Annotated in this window: 19 protein-coding genes; 13 read left to right on the top strand and 6 right to left on the bottom strand. The window is 45.8% G+C overall.

Annotated features, from left to right (window positions below):
• Positions 1-7: 7 nt before the first annotated feature.
• Entirely contained in the window at positions 8-829 is an 822-nt protein-coding gene (locus tag ACVA54_RS02170; RefSeq protein WP_099078429.1) for a hypothetical protein, read from the top strand.
• A 57-nt stretch (positions 830-886) separates the two neighbouring features.
• Here ACVA54_RS02170 and ACVA54_RS02165 read toward each other — a convergent pair whose 3' ends face one another.
• From ACVA54_RS02165 to ACVA54_RS02155, 3 genes are all read right to left on the bottom strand, one after another.
• Positions 887-1,495 carry a YitT family protein gene (locus tag ACVA54_RS02165; protein ID WP_099078428.1) on the bottom strand — a complete coding sequence of 203 codons (609 nt, stop codon included), beginning with the start codon at positions 1,493-1,495 and terminating at the stop codon, positions 887-889.
• Between the two features lie 238 nt (positions 1,496-1,733).
• On the bottom strand, positions 1,734-3,164 hold the full coding sequence (nhaD, locus tag ACVA54_RS02160; RefSeq protein WP_099078427.1) for a sodium:proton antiporter NhaD: 1,431 nt from the start codon (positions 3,162-3,164) through the stop codon (positions 1,734-1,736).
• 453 nt (positions 3,165-3,617) lie between these two features.
• On the bottom strand, positions 3,618-4,643 hold the full coding sequence (locus ACVA54_RS02155; protein WP_099078426.1) for an acyltransferase: 1,026 nt from the start codon (positions 4,641-4,643) through the stop codon (positions 3,618-3,620).
• A 210-nt stretch (positions 4,644-4,853) separates the two neighbouring features.
• Between ACVA54_RS02155 and ACVA54_RS02150 the strand changes: the two genes are divergently transcribed.
• A complete protein-coding gene (locus ACVA54_RS02150; protein ID WP_119464164.1) occupies positions 4,854-5,444 on the top strand; it encodes a TetR/AcrR family transcriptional regulator in 591 nt (196 codons plus the stop codon).
• Positions 5,445-5,566: 122 nt separating this feature from the next.
• Positions 5,567-6,424 carry an alpha/beta hydrolase gene (locus ACVA54_RS02145; RefSeq protein WP_446617189.1) on the top strand — a complete coding sequence of 286 codons (858 nt, stop codon included), beginning with the start codon at positions 5,567-5,569 and terminating at the stop codon, positions 6,422-6,424.
• Positions 6,425-6,501: 77 nt separating this feature from the next.
• Here ACVA54_RS02145 and ACVA54_RS02140 read toward each other — a convergent pair whose 3' ends face one another.
• Both ACVA54_RS02140 and ACVA54_RS02135 read right to left on the bottom strand, forming a co-directional pair.
• Positions 6,502-9,042, bottom strand: coding sequence for a glycosyl hydrolase family 18 protein (locus ACVA54_RS02140; RefSeq protein ID WP_446617190.1), 2,541 nt, complete (start codon positions 9,040-9,042; stop codon positions 6,502-6,504).
• A gap of 314 nt (positions 9,043-9,356) precedes the next feature.
• Positions 9,357-9,860: a DUF2850 domain-containing protein gene (locus ACVA54_RS02135; RefSeq protein ID WP_446579179.1), complete on the bottom strand. Its 504-nt coding sequence runs from the start codon at positions 9,858-9,860 to the stop codon at positions 9,357-9,359.
• A gap of 218 nt (positions 9,861-10,078) precedes the next feature.
• On the opposite strand from ACVA54_RS02135, the gene ppnP reads away from it, so the two are divergent.
• The 10 genes from ppnP to ACVA54_RS02085 all read left to right on the top strand — a co-directional run bounded on the left by ppnP (position 10,079) and on the right by ACVA54_RS02085 (position 20,633).
• A complete protein-coding gene (gene ppnP, locus ACVA54_RS02130) occupies positions 10,079-10,363 on the top strand; it encodes a pyrimidine/purine nucleoside phosphorylase (protein WP_099078421.1) in 285 nt (94 codons plus the stop codon).
• Positions 10,364-10,505: 142 nt separating this feature from the next.
• Complete coding sequence (locus ACVA54_RS02125) at positions 10,506-10,787, top strand: hypothetical protein (RefSeq protein ID WP_099078420.1); 282 nt, start codon at positions 10,506-10,508, stop codon at positions 10,785-10,787.
• Between the two features lie 356 nt (positions 10,788-11,143).
• Positions 11,144-12,439, top strand: a complete 1,296-nt coding sequence (locus ACVA54_RS02120) for a carbohydrate porin (protein WP_119464168.1) — start codon at positions 11,144-11,146, stop codon at positions 12,437-12,439.
• A gap of 341 nt (positions 12,440-12,780) precedes the next feature.
• Positions 12,781-13,785: a LacI family DNA-binding transcriptional regulator gene (locus ACVA54_RS02115; protein WP_099078418.1), complete on the top strand. Its 1,005-nt coding sequence runs from the start codon at positions 12,781-12,783 to the stop codon at positions 13,783-13,785.
• Positions 13,786-13,807: 22 nt separating this feature from the next.
• Positions 13,808-15,055 (top strand): ABC transporter substrate-binding protein, encoded by a 1,248-nt coding sequence (locus ACVA54_RS02110; RefSeq protein ID WP_099078417.1) that lies wholly within the window; start codon positions 13,808-13,810, stop codon positions 15,053-15,055.
• 62 nt (positions 15,056-15,117) lie between these two features.
• Positions 15,118-16,107, top strand: coding sequence for a carbohydrate ABC transporter permease (locus ACVA54_RS02105; protein ID WP_099078416.1), 990 nt, complete (start codon positions 15,118-15,120; stop codon positions 16,105-16,107).
• 46 nt (positions 16,108-16,153) lie between these two features.
• The gene (locus ACVA54_RS02100; protein ID WP_182852660.1) at positions 16,154-17,002 is read left to right on the top strand and encodes a carbohydrate ABC transporter permease; all 849 of its coding nucleotides are present in this window, start codon (positions 16,154-16,156) and stop codon (positions 17,000-17,002) included.
• Between the two features lie 25 nt (positions 17,003-17,027).
• Positions 17,028-18,377, top strand: a complete 1,350-nt coding sequence (locus tag ACVA54_RS02095; RefSeq protein WP_446649372.1) for a GH1 family beta-glucosidase — start codon at positions 17,028-17,030, stop codon at positions 18,375-18,377.
• On the top strand, positions 18,377-19,471 hold the full coding sequence (locus ACVA54_RS02090; protein ID WP_119464171.1) for an ABC transporter ATP-binding protein: 1,095 nt from the start codon (positions 18,377-18,379) through the stop codon (positions 19,469-19,471). The genes ACVA54_RS02095 and ACVA54_RS02090 overlap by 1 nt, the downstream gene beginning before the upstream one ends.
• Positions 19,472-19,613: 142 nt before the next feature.
• A complete protein-coding gene (locus tag ACVA54_RS02085; RefSeq protein ID WP_099078412.1) occupies positions 19,614-20,633 on the top strand; it encodes a LacI family DNA-binding transcriptional regulator in 1,020 nt (339 codons plus the stop codon).
• Positions 20,634-20,635: 2 nt separating this feature from the next.
• On the opposite strand, the gene ACVA54_RS02080 is transcribed toward ACVA54_RS02085, so the two are convergent.
• Positions 20,636-21,415 carry an ABC transporter substrate-binding protein gene (locus ACVA54_RS02080; protein ID WP_446645504.1) on the bottom strand — a complete coding sequence of 260 codons (780 nt, stop codon included), beginning with the start codon at positions 21,413-21,415 and terminating at the stop codon, positions 20,636-20,638.
• Between the last annotated feature and the right edge of the window lie 19 nt (positions 21,416-21,434).

Below are 21,434 nucleotides of genomic sequence, written 5' to 3'. Positions count from 1 at the left end.
CAAGAGCATGTCTTTCAAAACGGATTTTGATGCATTCATCAACCAGAGTTGGCAGCAGCATGAAGCCGAGCCAGAGCTGGTCTACAACCAACTGGAGCATGCGTTAGGAGAGGTGGAGGACGCCAATCACGCCGAGCGTATTTTGCCATTGATGCTGCATACTTCGGTTGGTCATTTAAACGACCCCAAGCAGTTTATTACCAGCCTCGATAAGCTAGAAAATGGCGTCGCAACTGAGTGTCTTGCTCGCCAGCGCGCGAAATCGGTAGCGCAGTATTTTTTTGATGGCAGTGATACTGGCATGGCGTTATTGGCTGAGGTCGACCAGCGCCGCGTGTTTGCTCAAATCGCCAACGAACTATCGGCTATGAACAAACTGCAACAAGCCAGCGAATGGTTAACAAAAGCGGTATCTGGACTTAATTCAGGCAGCGTAGCAGAGCCACTGGCGCGTTCTATTGCGATTACTGGAAACAACCTCGCATGTCAGTATGAAGAGCTTTCTGAGCGCACTGCGACGCAAATTCAGCACATGCTTGAAGCGGCAGCATTGGCGCTAGAGTATTGGAAAGTTGCCGGTGGTTGGATGCAAGAGGAACGCGCAGAATATCGCCTCGCGATGAGTTTACTTAAGGCGGGCGAGCCTAAGAAAGCCAAAATCCATGCTGAGCGTTGTGAAGAGATTTGCCAACACAATGGTGGAGATGCATTTGAACTCTTTTGTGCTAATGACTTGCTGATGTTAGTGCATTATCACCTTAGTCAAATCAATAAGCAGCAATTGGGGCTTGATATGCAGCAATACTGCGTTAATTCAACGTTAGCTTAAACCCGCGCCAGAATAAAAATAGCCCCGGTTCAAGTCCGGGGCTATTACGTTTAATGTTTATGCTGTTTGAGGTTTTGGCTGATAACGTCCGGGCTTGTGGTTCATCGCCAGAATTAGGTTAGTCGCAATCGCGCCCAATATTGAAAGTGCAATAAGGTAGACATCAACAATGAACAGTGAAATCACCACGATAGTACAATCTAGCGCCATCTGAACTTTACCCGCCCGGATGTTAAAGTGCTCTTGTAGGTATAGCGCCAAGATGTTGAACCCTCCTAGGCTCATCTTGTGGCGGAAAATAACGAGCATTCCAATACCTATTAAGCCTCCACCCAATAAGGCGGCGTAAATGGGTTCGATTCTTGAAATCTCAATCACATGATGCAGGTGGTCTACCGCAACCGACACGATTGAAACCGCAATAAACGTGTTGATGGTAAAACGCCATCCCATGCGCATCACAGACAAAATGTAGAAAGGTAGATTAAGAGCGAAGAACACCTGACCAAAACTAAAATCACTTATTTTGGTGAGAAAGATGGCCAAGCCAGCGGTACCGCCAGTAAGTAACCCCACTTTGCTGAAGAAGATAACCCCCAATGACACCAACGCGCTGCCGAGCGTCAAGGCCAAGAGGTTCTCTCTTAGGCTATGATCTTTATCCATAAAAATATTTTCCTTGGTTTTAAACCCGAATTGGAAGCAAACAGGCAACCAAAGCGGGTGCGGTTAGCAAAAGGCCAACCAAAGAGTGATAAATCGCTGAATAAAGTGTCGTGAAAAGTGACCAATGTCGAGTATTTCGCCCAAATTGCATCGATGTTAACTGTTTAACATACTTTACACAGTAAGGCTGGTGGCGATGGGTGGCGCGAACCACCCACCAGATGTTAGGTTGCATTGTTTAGGTGAACAGGTTGCCATTCATCCACAAATGCACTGCGATACTGGCGGCATAACCCAGTGCGATGACCGGAGCCCACTTTAGGTGGCCGAAGAAGGTGTATTGTCCACGCGCCGCCCCCATGAGTGCGACACCGGCCGCTGAGCCGATGGACAGTAAACTACCACCCACACCGGCAGTTAACGTCACTAATAGCCAGTTACCCATTGACATGGTTGGCTCCATGGTCAAAACGGCAAACATCACCGGAATGTTATCCACGATAGCGGACAGAATACCCACCATCACATTTGCCCAAATTGGATTCCACTCGGTGTACATCACGTTAGAAACCAGTTCGAGGTAGCCAAGTAAACTCAATCCCCCAACACACATTACAACGCCATAAAAGAACAGTAAGGTGTCCCACTCGGCGCGGGCAACACGGTGAAATACATCAAATGGAACGACAGACCCTAAACGCCTTAAGGCATAGTCATCACCATTGGCAATCGCTAATGCGGCTTTTTTAGTTAGAGACTGCTTGAGGGTTTTCCTCAAGAAATAACCGAAGAACTGCAGATATGCTAAGCCCATCATCATGCCTATTACCGGAGGGAAGTGTAGTACGGCATGGAATGCCACTGCCGTTGAGATCGTCAAGATGAACAAGCCAACGATGCGTCGTGCGCCACGCTTGAGCTCGATGTGCTCATGTACAGTGCTTGGCTTAGTATTTGGTACAAACATTGACATGATAAACGCAGGTATCACGTAGTTAACCAATGAGGGCACGAATAGGGGAAGAAACTCGATAAAGTTTACGTGGCCGGCTTGCCAGACCATGAGTGTGGTGATATCGCCAAAGGGGCTGAATGCGCCGCCCGCGTTGGCGGCAATGACTATGTTGATGCAGGCAAGGTTAACAAAGCGAGGGTTATCACCAGAGACTTTGATGACGACTGCACACATCAATAAGGCGGTGGTGAGGTTATCTGCGATTGGCGAAATAACGAAAGCTAATCCACCGGTGATCCAGAATAATTTTTTAAAATCGAAACCCTTGCCAATCATCCATGCCTGTAGGGCATCAAACAGCCTTCGCTCTTCCATCGCATTGATATACGTCATTGCAACTAATAGGAACAACAATAGCTCGGCGTATTCGAGTAGGTTGTGCTCTAGTGCGGCTTTTGCCACATCGGCTTGGTTGTTTTTAGCGAAGGTATAACCGATCAGAATCCAGATCAATCCCGCTGCGAGCAGTACGGGTTTTGACTTCCGCATCTGCAAGTACTCTTCCAGCATGACTAAAATATAAGCGATGGTAAAGAAAGCCAGAGCCGCATAGCCGACATTCGTGTGGATTAGATGGAGGTCGTTGGTGGTCGCGGCAAAGCTTACGCTAGAGAATAGCAAGCAGCAAAAAGCGACAACTGGATAGATTGGCATAGACATTTCTCCTTTGTCTTACTGGAGAAATTTTAGTCATAAATTAGAGGGTTAAGTGTGAGAAAGCTCGAATTTAACAGGAGGAGTTTTTGATAAATGTAGCTTGCGTCACTACTTTCTGAGCGACGCAATGCTCGCTGCGCCAAATAGGACTGCTGCAGCGTATAAACCATAAGTTAGCCAATGGCTAATTTCTAAAAAAGGAATGAGTTCCTGACCTGCCCACATACAGCCTCCGTTTAATGAGCGTTTTGTTGATAAAGAGTAATCTAAAACAAATGAACGATGTTTTTTGTGAGAGGAAGCAAATTCTGTTGGTTTAAAAATGAGAATTTTTCTGAGTGAGAGAGTGCTCTCATTTTTTATGAGGCTTGCTCTAAACCTTAAGTGTAAGAGCAAGCGATATATACCCAAGAATCTTGAGGTTACTTGGGTATGAAGTTCTGAATGAATTTAGCGCAGCAATAGCTTTTTAAATGGAGAGGCTTCAATCGCGGTCACTAACAGCACAGTGATAACGATGGTGGCGGAATAAAGAAACAGATCACCTGTTAAGCCTTGTAACCCCAAAATACCGGCCACATTCTTCATCATGATGATCACCAATAAGTGGCTGACATAAATACCGAGAATACGCGGAGACCATTTAAACACCCATGGCATGTTGCCAAAATTCGGGTGAGCCAATAACCACATGAACACTGCGAGTGCCCAAATAACCGTACCAAAGAGGAAATCATGTGAGTTGAAGGCAATGTCGGCATTCATTAAGTAATACGCTTCACCGAAATGTAGTGCCATACCGAGCAAGATGAAACGAATCGTGTTATTGCGTGACCAATGCCATTGCTGTTGCCTTGCCAGATAGCCGAGTACGACAAGCAGGGTACTGAAAAACGGACCGTTACGAGTAAAGAATAGGGTTGGTAGTTCGGTGAGCGTAATGTAACTGCCGGCGAAAACGCCATAGATGTAGAGCAGTACCGCCGTTGGTAGCAGCAACTGAGCCATACGAATACGAACTAATAACGCGATCAACGCAACCGCAATCACGAGTGCAGGAATAAACCATAGATGCACCAAGCCACCTTCTAACAAGGAATTCAATGGGGTGGTCATTAAGTAGCCCCAGTAACCTTGGCGCTCGGCTAAATAGCCCGCTTCAGCCACGGTGTGCCAGCGAAATGGCACAGCTAGACATATCATGCTCCATATCAGCCAGATCTTCATTAGTGGCTTGGCGTAACTTTTTAGTGTCTCGAGAGGGCGCTCGCTTAACTTTGGTTGAATCAAATAGCCGGAAATGAGGAAAAACAGCGGGACGGCGAAGCGAGCGAGCTGGTTGAGTATATAGCCTACCCAAGGCACTTCATCCCATTGCCAATAGGTGAGGGCCATCTGGCAGTGAAGTCCAACAATTGCAAACATCGCAATGATGCGAGCAAATTCTAAACTGGCAATTTTTTGGGTGGTTGCCATAGTATGCTTACCTAAAATAAATGAAAAAATCAGCGCAAACTTAGCAGGTAAAGACCTGATTAGCTTAGGTAAAAAATCAAGTCATGATCAATTGATGGCAATCCGTTTCCGAAATTTAGATCCAGCTCAAACTTATCCGTCTTTCTTCGCTAGCCTGATATCGGAAAATTTAAGGTTACAAAAAAGAACGACCGTGCTAAAACTATAGGTATGAATAAAGGAAAAGTGACCAAAGAACTCATTCTTCAGCGCGCATTTCAGTTGGCGAGTGAAAATGGCTTAGAAAGCCTCACGATTGGCGAACTCGCAAAACAATGTGGAATGTCAAAAAGTGGCTTATTCGCACATTTTAACGCCAAGTTGAATTTACAGCTCTCGGTATTGGCCTATGCAAATGACGTATTTGCTGAGCGAGTTATCGCACCTGCGAGAGAGTTTGGGGATAGCAATATTGAGCGAAAGATTCGTGGTCTGTTGGATGCCTGGATGACGTGGAATCATTCGTTTCAAGGCAGTTGCATGTTTCTTGATGCATGGAATGACGCGGCAGAAGAGGATTGCCCACTGCAATTAGCACTGCGTCAGTCGATTGATACTTGGTTGAATTACTTGCAAATTCAAGTGATAAAAGGCAAAGAAAACCATGAGTTTAGGGCGGATTTAGATACGCAACAAGCGACCTTTGATCTGTACGGGCAGTACTTGAGTGCGCATGTGTTTTATTCGATCAAAGGGGAACAAGAAAGCCAGAGACTGTTCTGGCAGGGTATCGATAACTTGTTTACTCGATGGAAGCATTAGCCCTGCGGTCAGGGGCATAGTAAGCGTTTTATAACAAAGGGCGACACAGAGCGCTCTTTCTTATCAGCACAAAAAGCACGACCGTTCTATTTTGTGCAAAGCTGATAGCTAAGGAAAAGATCATGAGTGAGAAAATCTACTTTAACACCTCGCAGCGTTTCAGCATTAAACGCAGTTTGGTCAACATTAGTACACGATTGCACCATACGTTGGCCCCAACACATGCTAAAAACACGGCGCGAAAGTTACTGCTTACTCCGGTAAGGACACGGGCAAAGAATGCCGAGCCTAAAGGACTGATTAAAAGTGAGTTGCAAGGTTACACAGGGGTGATCAAAACCTATTCACTCGGTACTGGACCGGTTTGGGTGCTCACTCACGGTTGGTCTGGAACCGCCAGTCAGTTCTACCCTTTGATGGAATACATTGCACAAAAAGGCTATACGGCTTTGGCTTACGATCACCCTGCGCATGGTGAAAGCGAAGGGCAATATGGTCACATTCCATCGTTTGTACGTGGTTTAGAGGATGTGCTTGATTCGGTGGGTGATGTCGCAGGTTTGGTGGGGCACAGTATGGGGACGGCTTCTGCGTTGGAGTGTCGTCATAGTAAGCTTGAAAACAAACCACTGTTGCTGATTGCGCCAGTGCTGAACTATGTTGAGAATTTATTTGGCACTATTACCCGTTCAGGTTACTCGATGAAACTGTTCAACGCCGTGGTATCAGAAATCGAAGATCAGTTTAGTTACCCTTTACAATCCATTGACCCATTTAGGCGCCTCTCAGAACGTTTTTCGCCAACCATCATCGTTCATGATGAACAAGACAAGTTCACTAAGCACAGTGTATCGGTTCAGGCTGCGAATGAAATTGAACGAGTGGAACTGGTGACCACTCAGGGCCAAGGTCATGGGCGTGTGATGAAGTGTGAAGAGGTGTTTCGCAGTTTTGACCGCTTGATACAAGAAATTCAATAGCACTGAATAACAAAGGACAGCCGAAGCTGTCCTTTTCTTTTTTTAATAATGTCAAAGTGACATTGCATTAGTGGAACTTAGTTGCAGCTTGCTAGGCCAACCTCTTTCCAAACACCCCATTGACCAGACTTGGTTGGATCCTCGCCACGAGTCCACCATTTCGCTTCCCAGGTCTTGCCTGCGTGAGTGACTTGGTTACCGCCGGTGTAAATTGTGCTGGCATCCCAGGCATTGTCACACGTTCCAGGATTTGGGTTGTGTTTCGCGACAACAACCGTAGCGCTTGCAGTCGAAGTTGCTTGACCATCGCTTACGCTGACAGTGAAGCTTAGGCTTGTGTCTTGTGGGTATTCTGCTGCCGTGAACGTCACTTTCGCGCCGTTAACCGTAGCGTTTAGACCTTGAGGTAGCGTCCAATCAAACGTTAGCGTGTCGTTGTCAGCATCGCTAGAAGCTGAAGCATCAATCACGACTACGTCGCCAGCGTTCACTGTTGTAGGTGTAGAAACTTTTGCAACTGGCGCAGTGTTTGGTGGATCAATCACACCAGCAGGCTTAACCGTGACTACAACGAGATCAGAAGCGGTTGCGCCTTTGTCATCGGTTACTGTTAGTTTGAACGTTAGCTGCTCTTCTGCAGTCACTTGTGCTACATCAAAGCTTGCTGTCGCAGTGTTCGCGCCAGATAGAGCCACTGCAGTACCTGATACTTGCTCCCAAGCGTAGCTTGCGATTGTGCCATCAGAGTCAGTTGAGTTGCTGCCATCAAGAACAACACTTGCAGGACCTGTTACTGCTTGGTCTGAACCAGCGGCTGCCGTTGGTTGGCGGTTTGGTGGAACAACGACACCACCAGCCATGCCTTCGTGCATTGCGTTAAGAATGTCGCCGTTATCTGCATCAATTTCCCAAGAGAATAGACCTGCTAGACCCAGAGATTTTGCGTAGTTGCCTTTTGCCAATACAGAGCGGTGATCGTCAAATGTAATCAGTTCACCCGTCGAACGGTTCCACACCCAAGGTGCTTCTGCTAGCTCGTCATAACCGTATTCAAAGCCGTTGATGCCAGCGTTGTTCGCACCTAGCATGAATGACTTAATACCTTTGTAGTCAATCACGCCATCTTCCCAAACGCCTTGAGTCGTGCTGCCTTTCAGTTTACCTGTCGCAGTACCTGTCATTGGGTCGTTTGGATCCGTCAGCGTATCTGGTGTAACACCTTCCCAACCACGGCCGTACATTGCTGCACCTAGAACCAGTTTGTTCGCAGGAACGCCTTGCGCGAGTAGTAGTTGGATGCCGTTGTCAGCCGTGTAAGCTGGGCCTTTGTACGCTTCGCCGTTTTCATCGACACCGCTTCCGTCACACTGGCCAGGACGCATGAAGCTTCCGCAGTAAAGTCCGGCTTGATGGCCAGGAACGTTGTTCCAACCCCCGTAGAAGTCGTATGTCATTGCAAAGATGTAATCCATGTACTGAACCGCATCTGCGTAATCAACGTCTTCGATTTTGTCGTAGCCAACATTAATCGCAGAGGTCAACTCAAAAGTACGGCCTGTTTCTGCTTCTAGCTCATCGAGCATTGCTCGCAGTTCACGCATTAGCGCAACGTATGCAGCACCATCGTTGTCAGGATCACCTTTATCAGCAGCAGCACCACTACCACCAGGGTATTCCCAGTCGATGTCGACACCGTCATAGAACTTCCATGTTTTCAGGAATTTTTCAACCGAAGCAACGAAGGTGTCACGGTTGGTTTTATCGACGAAATCATAAAACGGATCTGACAGAGTCCAGCCGCCAATAGAAGGAAGAATTTTCAGATCAGGATTGCGCTGTTTTAGCGCCATCAACATCGCATAGTTACCTTTGATAGGTGTGCTGTATTCATGTCCCGCTTGAGGGAAACTTTTTTGGAATGCTGCCCAAGGATCATGAATCACCACTTCATAGTCATCCACACCACGACACGCAGTTTGTAGCGCATTAAAGCTGTTCCCGCCAACCGATTTTACTGATTCATTCGGGCCACAGATAGGAATAAAACCGTAGATGATGTGAGTCAAGTTATCGACAGGCATGTTATCAACCGTGTAATTACGGCCGTAAATACCCCATTCAACAAAGTAAGTACCGATCACAACGCTTGGGTCTGTGTTGTAGGTTTTGTTGTTTGGGTCAACATTCATGGTGAGAGGCGGCAAGTGAGAACCGTCGGTATCCGCGATAGTGATCTCTGCTGGTGCGCTCTTAGCACAACCTGTTGCGTCACACGCTTCGATTTCCATTTGGTACAAGCCACCTTGGCCGTATTCAAATGATGCCGTGGTTTGGCTACCAGTGATAGGGCCTGTCGCCACTTTTACGCCATCAAAGTAGATGTTGTAAGTGTCGCCAGAAGTACCGCTCCACTGATTAAATTTCACGTTGATCTTAGCTAGATCATGGTACTTAACCATGTCGTTGTAGCCAGATGTGGTTTCCATTGCCAACTCAATTTTAGAAAACTGCAGGTTGTTGGAACCGTACATATCGATACTTGGTGCGGTAGGCGCCGCGTTTGCCGCGCCAGATAGTGCTAGGGCAACCCCAGCTGCACATAGGTTAAATCGAATCATAACTTCTCTCTCAATCCTTGAATTTACGTTCACTTATGAACATAAGCTGCTCTTGCGACAGAAAAGACAATTAGTTTACGTGCAGTGCAAAAGCATCGCATTTAGCATTTCAGACGCTTATTTATTTGCGCGAAAAAATAAACCAAGAATCGACTTTGCTACATAACTTTAACGTTATGGCAACATTGTTTTGCAGGAAAAATGCTAAATCGAGCCAATAATTTATAAATTCTTGGCATCTACTTAATTTATCTTCTACTCAGTTTGTGTGCGTTATTTTGCGAGCGAAATAAAGCTTTTTGCATTTAATATCGCTAATCACCACCAAAGTGATTGCTTAGCGCAGCGCGGCGCTTAGATGCAGCACCGGTTTCTGAGCCTTGCACCGTGTGCTCGAACTCTTTAGAGACGAATCGTTGCTCAGGTAAGGCGGGTTTGACACGACGGAGTTGAGGAGAGAGATGAGATCCAGATATTTGGTAGGCTGTTTTTCCTAGCCCTGTGTTTAAGGTGATTTGCTTGCCATCGAACTCAAATTGAGTGGCAATAAGGCGATGATTTCGAAATACACCATCAGGAGTGAAATTGAGATGCTCAGTTTGGTATGGCGGTGCGCCAATCTCTATCCACTCACCATAGACTTTTTTTGGATCAATGTAGTCGTTATAGGATACGTAAAGTTGATAGCTAATGAATCCTAGTAAGCTACAACTGAACAATACAAATACCCCTTTGATTATGTTGAACTGATGGTGTGCCCAAAATGAGGGAGGCGGAGTTTGGTCTTGTTTACGTTTTTGGCGTGTTGTGCTCGTCATGATCCCTGCTTCTTGTTTTTTGGGTTATGGTGGAAAGATTCAGTTGTAAAAACAAACAATCTCTAGAATGTGATATTGAAACTATGATCTAATGTCCACTTTTACATTTCGACACAAGGCTGCTAGTCGTTCATCTTCGTTGATATAGGTAATGTCGAGCTTGAGTAGCAGAACAATACAGGGTAAAAAAGAGCGGATTTTTGATAAGGAAACCAACAATGAATATTAAGGAAAACAGTTATTTTGCTGGCGGTGTAAAGTCACTCGGTTTTGACCAACAAGGACAAGACGTTAGTGTCGGTGTGATGCTTCCAGGAGAATACACGTTTGGAACCCAAGCCCCAGAACGTATGACCGTTGTAAAAGGCGCACTCATTGTAAAGAAAGCAGGTGAGGCCGATTGGGTAACATACAACAGTGGTGAGTTCTTCGAAGTGGAAGGTAACGCGTCGTTTGAACTGGAAGTAAAAGATGCCACTGCTTATTTGTGTGAGTATTTATAAGCGCTTAGCAAAGAAAAAATTAAGAAAGCCACCGTCGGGTGGTTTTTTTGTGCATGTTATCCAGTTGTAACAGTCTTTAGAAATAAAGTGCCAACAGCGTATATACTTAGAATAGATACATAGGTCAATTAAGGAGGACACAATGGCAATTCAATCTAAACATTCTGATCTTCCTCCTCGCTATGATGCAGCAGACTTTACCACAGACCAAAGGCATCGTTTTACCACCGTGGCCAATGAAGCACACAGACGTAGAATCTCTTATCGACAAGCTTTGGAGAAAAGTCGATTGGCCAAAGCGAAAGAGAAAGCGTTAACACCTTGCCTTCCGTCAAAAAGAGTGAAACCGAGTAAAACTGGTCAAGTGATTTGGTTAGTCACTTTCCTCCTGATGGGGTTGTGGATGATGTATATGTTTGCTTAGGTTGTATCCGCTCCTCTACTCAAGGTATATAGCATTGTAAGAAACTTACGGCTTGTGAATATTTTCAGAATAATGAAATTTTTCATAGAGGAGAGTGAAAAATACCATCGGATTGAGCAAATTAACGTGATAAAAATTAAACAAATTGGTGAAATGAAAGCGATTTCAAATGTGATTGCCATGTTTCTTTCTTTCTATCCCTATGATTGTAAATAATAAATTGTGTTTTTTGTTTCATGCGTTGTTTCATGTCATTCTGGGGCTCCTGACATGTGAAGCAGCAGCAACTTTTCAATGCTTTCATTCCTTAATATTCCTTACGAGATAACAACACATACAAATTTTAGGGATATAACATGAAAAGCTTTAAAGTTTTACCTCTCTCTATTGCGGTGGCCGCTTCGCTTGCTTCTTTACCTTCTTTTGCTGCTGATGCCGATGTAGAGGCATTAGAAAAACGTATTCAAGAGCTAGAAACCAAAATTCAAACCGGTTACGTTTTTGATCAGCAACCAGCCGTATTGACTTCTGAAACCGAAGTGCCACTAGGCGTGGTGTTCTCTGGTTATGCTCGTTATGGCGCGGCTTACCAGGGCAGTGATGCAGTGACAGTCGGTACGGCAGGGGCGTTGAACGGAAACGCAACAGGTCGTTTAGGTAATGAACAAAACGGTGGTGAATACCAGTTTGCCCGCGCGTTTGAGAGCGACGGTGGTGCTATTTGGGATATCGTGTTAATGCTTGAGCATTGGGCAGATGCTTCATGGGCAGATGATGGTGGTGTTAACCTTAAGAAGTTTTACGCAGGAGCGGCCAATCTATTTGAAGATCAACCAGACCTATACGTATGGGCAGGCCGTGACTTCCATCAACGTCCACAAACTGATTTGAACGACTACTTCTGGATGATGCACGATGGTCAAGGTGCGGGTTTTTATAACCTAGACTTAGGCGCTGCTAAGTTCGACTTTGGTGCCATAGGGCAAGTAGAGGGTGACATGGTGGGTGACAACGGTCGCTACGCTATTACCAGTAAATTGCATGGCATTCAGTTGGGTGAAATGGCAAACCTTAGCCTTTACGCGAACTACGGTTTTACGTCAGACAAATTGAAAGGTACATCCGTGGATGGCGTGACGTCTTACCAAGTGGCGGGTGAGTTGTCGATGGCAGGTCAACGATTGATTGTTCGTTACTCTGATAACGCAAAAGACAGTGTGTTTGATTTAGCCGAAGGGCAAACGGCGACGTTAGTCAGCTTTGATGGCGGCACAATGCTGACAGACAAAGCGGGAATCCAATATCTAGCGGCTTATCAAGCACTAGACGTTGAAGGAAATGACAGTCGTGTGAACTACAATGCAATTGTTCGCCCGACGTACCAGTGGAATGACATACACTCGACGTGGTTAGAAGGTGGTTACAACGTCGTGGATTACGATGACATCGATGCGACGAACAGCTCTTGGAAGATGACGTTGTCTCAGAACATGGCGATTGGTCCACATACTTGGTCACGTCCGATGCTACGTTTTTATGCAACAGTGGGTAATGCCGATAACGAGTACACAGGTTTTGATGACAATGGCAACAAAGTGGCAACCGATCTTGACACCCTAACGGTTGGTGCAATGTTCGAAGCTTGGTGGTAAGCCACACCTAGTTAATTACTGTCCATGCTAAGGTGGTGAGTGTTTAAGGCAGAACGATCAAATGCTTACCATCTATTTACTCTTAATTCTTGTATTTTTGCCTCCCTCGTGGAGGCTTTTTTATCTCCTGAGGCAGGCAAATTCTTCTGGTCATGAAACAGTTTCACAAGTGAAAAGAAAACTGTAAGTTGCCTCATTCTTTATCAAATTACTCTATTTAGCCCCAAACTTGTTGTGAACTCACTCACGCTAATTCTTAGCTAGATATTGAATAATCGATTGATGAAAGCGGTTTCGAAGGTGTTTGAAACTTGCGATGTGGTGTCCATAAAGAGGTTGATGTGGCGACGATTAAAGATGTGTCTGAATACGCAGGCGTTTCTCAAGCGACCGTTTCTAGAGTGATTAACGGTACATGCCGCGTTAGCCATGATAAGAAACTCAAAGTCGAAAAAGCAATTAAGGATTTAGGCTATCGTCCAAACTCGATTGCGCAGGCGCTCGCATCCAGTCGTACTGGCAGTATTGGCATCATTGTTCCTGAGTTAGGTGGCCCATTTTACTCCGGTATTTTACACAGCATTGAAGAACGCTTGCGACGTATGGGCTATCACGTGATTGTTACGGCGGGATCGAATACAGAGCAAAGCCAGCGCGAATCGGTAGAGTTTCTGCTTGGTCGCCGTGTCGATGCGATGATTTTGCACACGCAAAGTCTTTCTGATGATTATTTGATTGATCTTGATAACAAGGGGATTCCGGTGGTGTTGGTTAACCGTTATATCCCAGAAATGGCCCACAGTTGTATCGAGATCGATAACGAATTAGGTGGCCGAATGGCGACTGAATATTTGTTGCGAATGGGGCATCGCAACATTGCATGTATTACCGGTCCTCTGGACAAATCTGACGCACGGGGGCGTCTACAAGGTTACCGCAAGGCTCTTGAAGAAGCGGAAATCGCGTATGACGAAGCGTTAGTGTCCGAGGCCGGTTTTACTGAAGAATCAGGCATCAGTGCTATGCGTAAGTTGCTAAAACGTGAATGTGTTTTCACTGCCGTATTTGCCTGTAACGATCACATGGCGTTTGGCGCTTATGAAGTGTTGAAAGCAGAGGGCATGCAAGTACCAGAGCAAATTTCACTAGTGGGGTTTGATGATATCTTGTTTGCTCGCTATCTCACGCCAGCCCTTACCACCGTTAATTTCCCTATAGAACAGATGAGCGCAGAGGCGGTGCAACTTGTCATCCAAGCGCTGAACAAGAACAAACGTGATGTGAACTTCAAGCTCACACCAACCCTAGTACCCAGAGGTTCGGTCAAGTTACTGAATAATCTCTAGAACAATAATTAAGGACGACAACATGAAACTGAAAACTTTGACGCTTGCTATGACTGCTGCACTCGGTGTCGCTGCAACGGTAAACGCTGCCGACGAAACCAAAATCCGCTTCGATGGCTTTCCTGACTTCGATAGCAGCTTGAAAGTACTGCTGCCAGATTTCGAGAAAAAAAACGGTATTAAGGTTGATTACCTAATGAACAATCATGGCGACCACCATACCAAGCTGACAACCAACTTGGCAACGGGGTCTGGTGCGGGTGATGTGATTGTTGTTGATGTAGAAAAAATTGGCCCATTTGTGGCTTCAGGTGGTTTGGTTAACCTGTCTGAAAATTACGGTGCAGATAAATACGCAGACAGTTTTGCGCCTTACGCATGGGCACAAGGCAAAGGTGCAGATGGTGATATCTACGGCATGCCTGTCGACTTAGGCCCTGGCGTCATGTACTACCGCACCGACCTCTTTGAAAAAGCGGGCATTGATATCAACGAAGCGATCAAAGATTGGGATTCTTACATCGCTGCGGGTGAAACGCTTAAAAAACAAAACATACAGCTTATTGCTTCGGCAGCAGACGTTGCGCAAGCGATCATCTTTACCACCGTTCCTGAAGGTGAAGGCTTGTACTTCGACAAAGACGGGAACCCAGTGGTGACCTCAGAGCGCTTCGTTCATGCATTTACAGTGGCAAAACAGATTCGAGATAAAGGCTTAGATGGCCGCATCCTTGCTTGGTCTAATGAATGGTACGAAGGTTTCCGTAACGGTACATTCGCGACGCAGCTTTCAGGTGCATGGCTATTGGGCCACCTAAATAACTGGATTGCACCAGATACAGCTGGTAAGTGGGGTGTAGAGCACCTTCCTGATGGCATTTATGGTAGCTGGGGTGGTTCATTCCTTTCAATTCCAACTCAATCACCTAACCCAGATGAAGCATGGAAACTTATTGAATACATGACAGCAGATCGCGATGTTCAGCTTAAGCACTTTGAAACGATTGCAGCATTCCCAGCGAACACAGCAACGTACGATGACGAGCTATTCCAAGAGCCAGTACCGTTCCTTGGTGGCCAGCAAGCACGTCTCGTTTTTGCTGAAGTTGCTAAAAACATCAAGCCGGTTCAACCAGCAAAAGGCGACCACGTAGCACGTTCAATCATTCTTGAAAATGCTCTGATGGAAGTGCTTGATGAAGGTAAAGATATTAAAGTTGCACTTAGTGAAGCAGAGCGCCTAATTAAGCGCCGCACACGTAATATGTAAGCAACTCGCTAGTTTTAAAGTTTGGAGGCGTGCAAACGCCTCCTTTGTAAGAGGTCGTTACTATGAATCACGCAGCGAGCAACGTCATGGAAACTACGGGTCGTAAAAGCTTTTTTTCATATCTAAATTTGAAAGCGCTTACACCGTATGGGTTCCTTCTGCCGTTTCTGATCATTTTTTCTGTTTTTGGGATATTCCCTTTACTGTTTTCTGTCTTTCTATCGTTCCAAATGTGGAACCCTGTAGAGGGCATGGATGCGATGCAGTTTGTTGGTTTTGAAAATTACCACATTGCACTCACAGACCCATGGCTTTGGCGCTCATTGAAAAATACCTTATGGCTTGCTGTCACTTCAGGTGTTGCACAGCACTTAGTGGCAATTCCTGTAGCGTATATTTTAGTATCAATGGGCGATCGCTTGCGTCACTGGTTGACGTCGGCTTACTTCCTACCATTTATTACTTCTACGGTTGCTGCATCTCTCATCTTCTTTAATATGTATTCGCCAAACTCGGGCATTATCAACCAAACTTTGATTGCCTTGGCGGATAGCCAGCTATTAGGTTGGGCTTTTTCTTGGGTATATGATTATCAGCCAATTCGCTGGCTCGATGATGCAACGATGATCAAACCATCGATTGCTATTGTGATTTTTTGGAAGTACACCGGCTTTAATATCGTGCTTTACACGACAGGCTTGATGACAATTCCAAAAGACATTCTTGAAGCAGCACGTATGGATGGTGCTAATGCATTCCGCCGCTTCTGGCACATTTCATTACCAATGATTCGTCCATTTATCTTCTTTGCTATCACCATGACGATTATCGGGAATCTGCAGTTATTTGAAGAACCGTTTGTTTTGACTCGTGGGGGCGGTGGTACCGGTCAGTCTGGTCTAACGATCTCTATGTATCTTTACAAAGTAGGTTGGGAGTGGCTAGAGATGGGGACTGCATCGGCAATCTCATGGTTACTGTTTGCTCTAATCGCAACGTGTACGGCAATTCAATTCTTATTCTTTGGTAAGAAAGGCTTAGGGGAGCAATAGCATGACGACCTCAATTAAAACCACAGCGTCCCCCTTGAGCGGACTTATGCCAAGCGAGCGTACCACCCACCTGTTGACGAAGGTTGCGATGGTGCTACTAGCCTTTGTATTGATTGTCTCGGCAATTATCACAGTGTTTCCATTTATATGGTCTGCACTATTGTCGACACGTGATCGTTCGGAGATTTTCGGTACAGGTATCAGCTTAGCGATTGGCGATAGTTTGGCATACAACTACGCTCAACTGCTTGAAATTATGCCATTTTGGCAAGCGATGTTTAACTCGATTTATGTTGCCTTTTTAGGTACGACAATTTCATTACTGTTCTGTAGCATGGGCGGCTACGCCTTCGCAGTGTACAAGTTTAAAGGTAAGAACCTACTGTTTGGTATGTTGGTGGGTTCAATGGCGATTCCGCCTGTTTTGAGCCTGATCCCGTATTTCATGATCGTGAAGTTCCTAGGTTTACTAGATAGCCATATCGCCGTTTGGTTACCATTTACAGCAACGCCATTTGGTATCTTTCTCATGCGTCAGCACGTGATCGCGTCAATTCCAAAAGAACTCTTGGAAGCGGCAAAACTCGATGGCGCTGGTGAATTTAGAACTTACTGGAGCGTCGTATTACCATTGATGAAACCAGCTCTAGCGACACTGGCCATTGTCCAATTTGTGTTCTTCTGGAACATGTTTATGCAGCCATTGGTGGTACTGAACTCCCCAGACAACTACGTTATTACTCAGGCACTACGAAGCGTGCAAGGGATTCCAAATACGCCATGGGGTGCGGTGATGCTTGGCACCACTATCTCCATTCTTCCGTTAGTAATTACTTACTTATTTGCTTCGAAACAGATGATTAGCGGTCTGACATCAGGCGCTGTGAAAGGTTAAGAGAAATTTAAGGCATAAAAATATAATGAATAAATTCCAATTACCCCAAGATTCTAAAATGCGCCACCCTGATTTCCTATTTGGTGTCGCGACCTCTTCTTACCAAATTGAAGGGGGCGCACAGCTTGGTGGGCGTACACCATCGATTTGGGATACATTTTGCAACAAGCCTGGTGCAGTAGACAATGCCGATAACGGTGATGTGGCGTGTGATCACTTCCACCTATGGAAACAAGATATTGAGATGATTCAAGGTCTCGGTGTCGATGCGTATCGTTTGTCGATGGCATGGCCGCGCATTCTGCCAGAAGATGGCAAAGTGAATGAAGAAGGTCTTAAGTTTTACGAGCAAATCATCGATGAGTGCCATGCTCGTGGTTTGAAAGTGTTCGTGACGCTTTACCACTGGGACTTGCCTCAATACCTTGAAGATAAAGGTGGTTGGCTGAACCGTGAAACGGCTTACAAGTTTGCAGAGTATGCGGATGTAGTTAGTGCTTACTTCGGTGACAAGATTGACTCTTACGCAACACTGAACGAACCATTCTGCTCTGCTTACCTAGGCTACCGTTGGGGTGAGCATGCGCCAGGTATAAAAGGCGAGCGTGAAGGCTTTTTGTCGGCACACCACCTGATGTTGGGTCATGGCTTGGCAATTCCACACATGCGCAAGAACGCACCAAATGCGATGCACGGTTGTGTGTTCAATGCGACGCCTGCGTACCCTTACACAGAGGCAGACGCAGAAGCGGCAGAGTACAGCGATGCGGAAGGCTACCACTGGTTTATGGATCCTGTGTTGAAAGGGACATATCCAGAAACCGTACTTAAGCGTCAAGCGCACAACATGCCGATGATTCTAGAGGGTGACCTCGATATCATTCGTACAGACCTAGACTTTATTGGCATCAACTTCTACACCCGTTGTGTGGTACGATTCGATGAAAATGGCATGCTAGAGAGCATTCCTCAGCCAGAAGCGGAGCACACCTTTATTGGATGGGAAATCTACCCACAAGCATTGACGGATTTATTGCTACGTTTGAAAACGCGTTATTCAAATCTACCGCCTTTGTACATTACCGAAAATGGAGCGGCGGGTGATGACCACCATGTTGCAGGCCAAGTGAATGATGAACAACGCGTGCGCTACTTCCAATCACATCTAGAAGCACTTGATGAAGCGATTAAAGCTGGCGTGAATGTGAATGGCTACTTCGCTTGGAGTCTAATGGATAACTTCGAGTGGGCATATGGTTACAAACAACGCTTTGGTATTGTACACGTTGATTACCAAACTCAAGAGCGCACCTTCAAGCAGAGTGCGATTGCGTACCGAAACATGCTGCTAGACCGAGCTGAGGAGAACAGATAATGGCTAAAGTAGAATTCAAAAACATCAAGAAATCTTACGATGATGTGGAAGTCGTGAAGCACTTTGATTTCACCGTACAAGACGGCGAATTCGTGGTTTTCCTTGGACCATCAGGTTGTGGTAAGTCGACTACGTTGCGAATGCTGGCTGGCCTAGAAAGTATTTCTAGCGGTGAGATTTATGTTGGCGATAAGCTGATGAACAAAATCGACGCTAAAGACCGTGACCTTGCGATGGTGTTCCAAAGCTACGCGCTATACCCGCATATGACGGTTTACGAGAATATTGCCTTTGCACTTAAATTGAAAGGTATGCCGAAAGACCAAATCGACATCGAAGTGCGTAAAGCGGCGCAGATGTTGGAGCTAGATGCGCTTCTTGAGCGCAAACCAAAAGAGCTGTCTGGTGGTCAGCGTCAACGTGTGGCGATGGGCCGAGCAATGGTACGTACACCGAAAGTATTCTTGTTTGATGAGCCATTATCAAACCTTGATGCCAAGCTACGTGGTGTGATGCGTGAAGAAATCAAACACCTTCATCGTGAGTTAAAAACCACGACGATTTATGTGACTCACGATCAAATAGAAGCGATGACATTGGCAGATCGCATCGTGATTCTGAAAGACGGTTATGTGGCTCAGGTGGGTACGCCAACGGAAGTGTTCCAGCGCCCTGCAAACAAGTTCGTGGCGCAGTTTATCGGTAATCCATCAATGAACATGCTGGATGCGAAGTTGGTGGGAGAAGAGGGCAATTGGGAAGTAGAATTGGGCGATGTTCGTATTCCATTGCCGGAGCGTTTTAAAGCGCACGCATCGAAAAATCTTGCACTGCATTTTGGTGTGCGTCCAACCGACATTCATCTGCGAGCGGAGCAAGTGGATCATGATCGCGTGTTGCCATTCCCAGTGAAAATCAAAGACAAAGAGCTATTAGGCGCAAGCATTCTCTTGAAAACAGAAGTTGCTGGTCAGCCTCTGATGGTGGAAACTCAAGCCGCAGAAGTGGATGTAGATACACTCACGCTGTACTTGGATTTGGATTCGATTCACCTATTTGATGCGCTGAGTGAAAACTCGCTTGCGACTTTCTAAATCGCGTTGTAGGAAAAGTGTAAGAGCCAGTGTTTGTGCACTGGCTTTTTTTATCCATATGCGATATCTAAATAGAATTGAGTGAAAATTTTCCGTCATTTATATTTTTATCATTTGCCTGCCTGGATCTGCTGAATAACCTATGAAAAAGAAAAAACGTTCTCCTTCGATTTACGATGTGGCTAAATTAGCCAGTGTCTCTCCTAGCACCGTATCGCGTTTTCTTAATCGCACAACGTTTATCTCCCAAGACAAAACTATCGCGATTGAAGATGCGATTAAAACGCTAGACTACAAGCCCAATTACCACATGAATCAAGGCACCAACACACGTTCGATGACGATTGGCGTGTTGGTACAAAATCCAGGAAGCCCCTTTATCAGTCGCATCTTTAACGACATGGAGCGGTTTCTCGGATCGAAAGGCTATTCCCTTGTGATTGCCTCTGGATATTGGCAACACAGCATACAACGACAAGCGCTGAGTTATTTAGAGAAGAGTAATGTCGATGGCGTGATTGTTGTGGCGGGCAGTTTGACAGAGAAAGAACTGGTGGATTATTCCAAAAAGATCCCCGTGGTCGCCGTGGGCTACAGCTGTATGGATAACAAGTTGCAATCGGTGAATATTGATAATGTGCTTGGCGGTCACATGGCGACGCTGCACTTGTTGCAACAAGGGCATGTGAACATTGCACATATTAAAGGTTCGCTTAATCAGCCAGACGCAGTGTCACGCTTTGTTGGTTACAAAAAGGCGCTGACCGAAGCTGGGATTATAGTGCGCAATAATCTGATTAAGCAGGGCGATTTTAGTAGCGAGGTTGGTTATGAGCGTACAGTAGAGTTGATCAAATCTAAGGTGCACTTTTCCGCGTTGTTTGCCTCTAATGACCAGATGGCGTATGGGGCTATTAAAGCTCTGCATGATCATGGTTTGAGAGTACCAGAAGATGTCTCTGTCATTGGCTTTGACGATTTGCCTGCGTCGAAGTACTTTACTCCTGGATTAACCACATTACGTCAGCCCATTGAGGAGCTCGGTGTGGTGTGTGCAGAGTTAATCTTGAGCCTGCTAACTGGCGAAAAATGCAGTCCCCGACTCCCACCGATAAACTTAATTGTGCGGGAGTCGACGGTATCTAAATTTCGCCCGAGCTGATGTTAAATGGGCAGTAATTCTGACTGATAACCCGTAAATTCGCTTGGTAAGATTGGATTCACTAACTGAAAAACACGGCGTTGGTGGAGTTTGACAGCTTGTACTTCCGCGCCATAAGTCTGTTCAAATAGCATATCTAGCTCTCCGTTGGCTAAGCAACGCTCTAACCCTCGGGCAATGGCTTTCTGCAATGCTGCTTTTTCTGGGTGGCAATAAAAAACCAAAGGGAATGGGTAGTAGAGTAGTATGCTCGGCTCCACGACCAAATCCGGCGTGAGGTGCGCAAATTGAGTGACAATTGCCTCGGCTTCATTGGCTCCAAGAGAGACGTAATCACACTCACCGTTCTGTACCGCGATCAGCCTCTCTTGCAAGCTCCCTTGTTCGACAACGTGATATTGATTGAAACGAAACAGCTCAGCATCAGCCCACGTGGCCGGAATACCAACGCTTAACTGCTTGAGCTGCAACGGCGTCAATCGACTAAATTCTGCTAACCGACTCTTGTGTATGATCAATATACGGCAGCCTAACAGTCCTCGGCATAGAGGTTGTGGAATCATAGAATAGGCTCCTGGCGTAAACTTGCGATTGCCCGCCACTGTAACCAATACATCGGTGCCATGTGAAAAAACAAGTCCTTCATCTTTAGCGCTTGGGTAATCAGTCAAGTCATTGTTTATAATGATGTTTAACTTCGTCTGTTGTAGCACAAGCTGTAGCACTTTCCATTCGAATTCTTGGCGAATCACTGATTTGTTGCCATTCCAAAAATGAACCATGTTTGTTCCTCAAATTTAC

It is taken from the genome of Vibrio sp. PNB23_22_6 (assembly GCF_052877535.1).
This window is presented reverse-complemented; position numbering and strand designations above follow the sequence as displayed.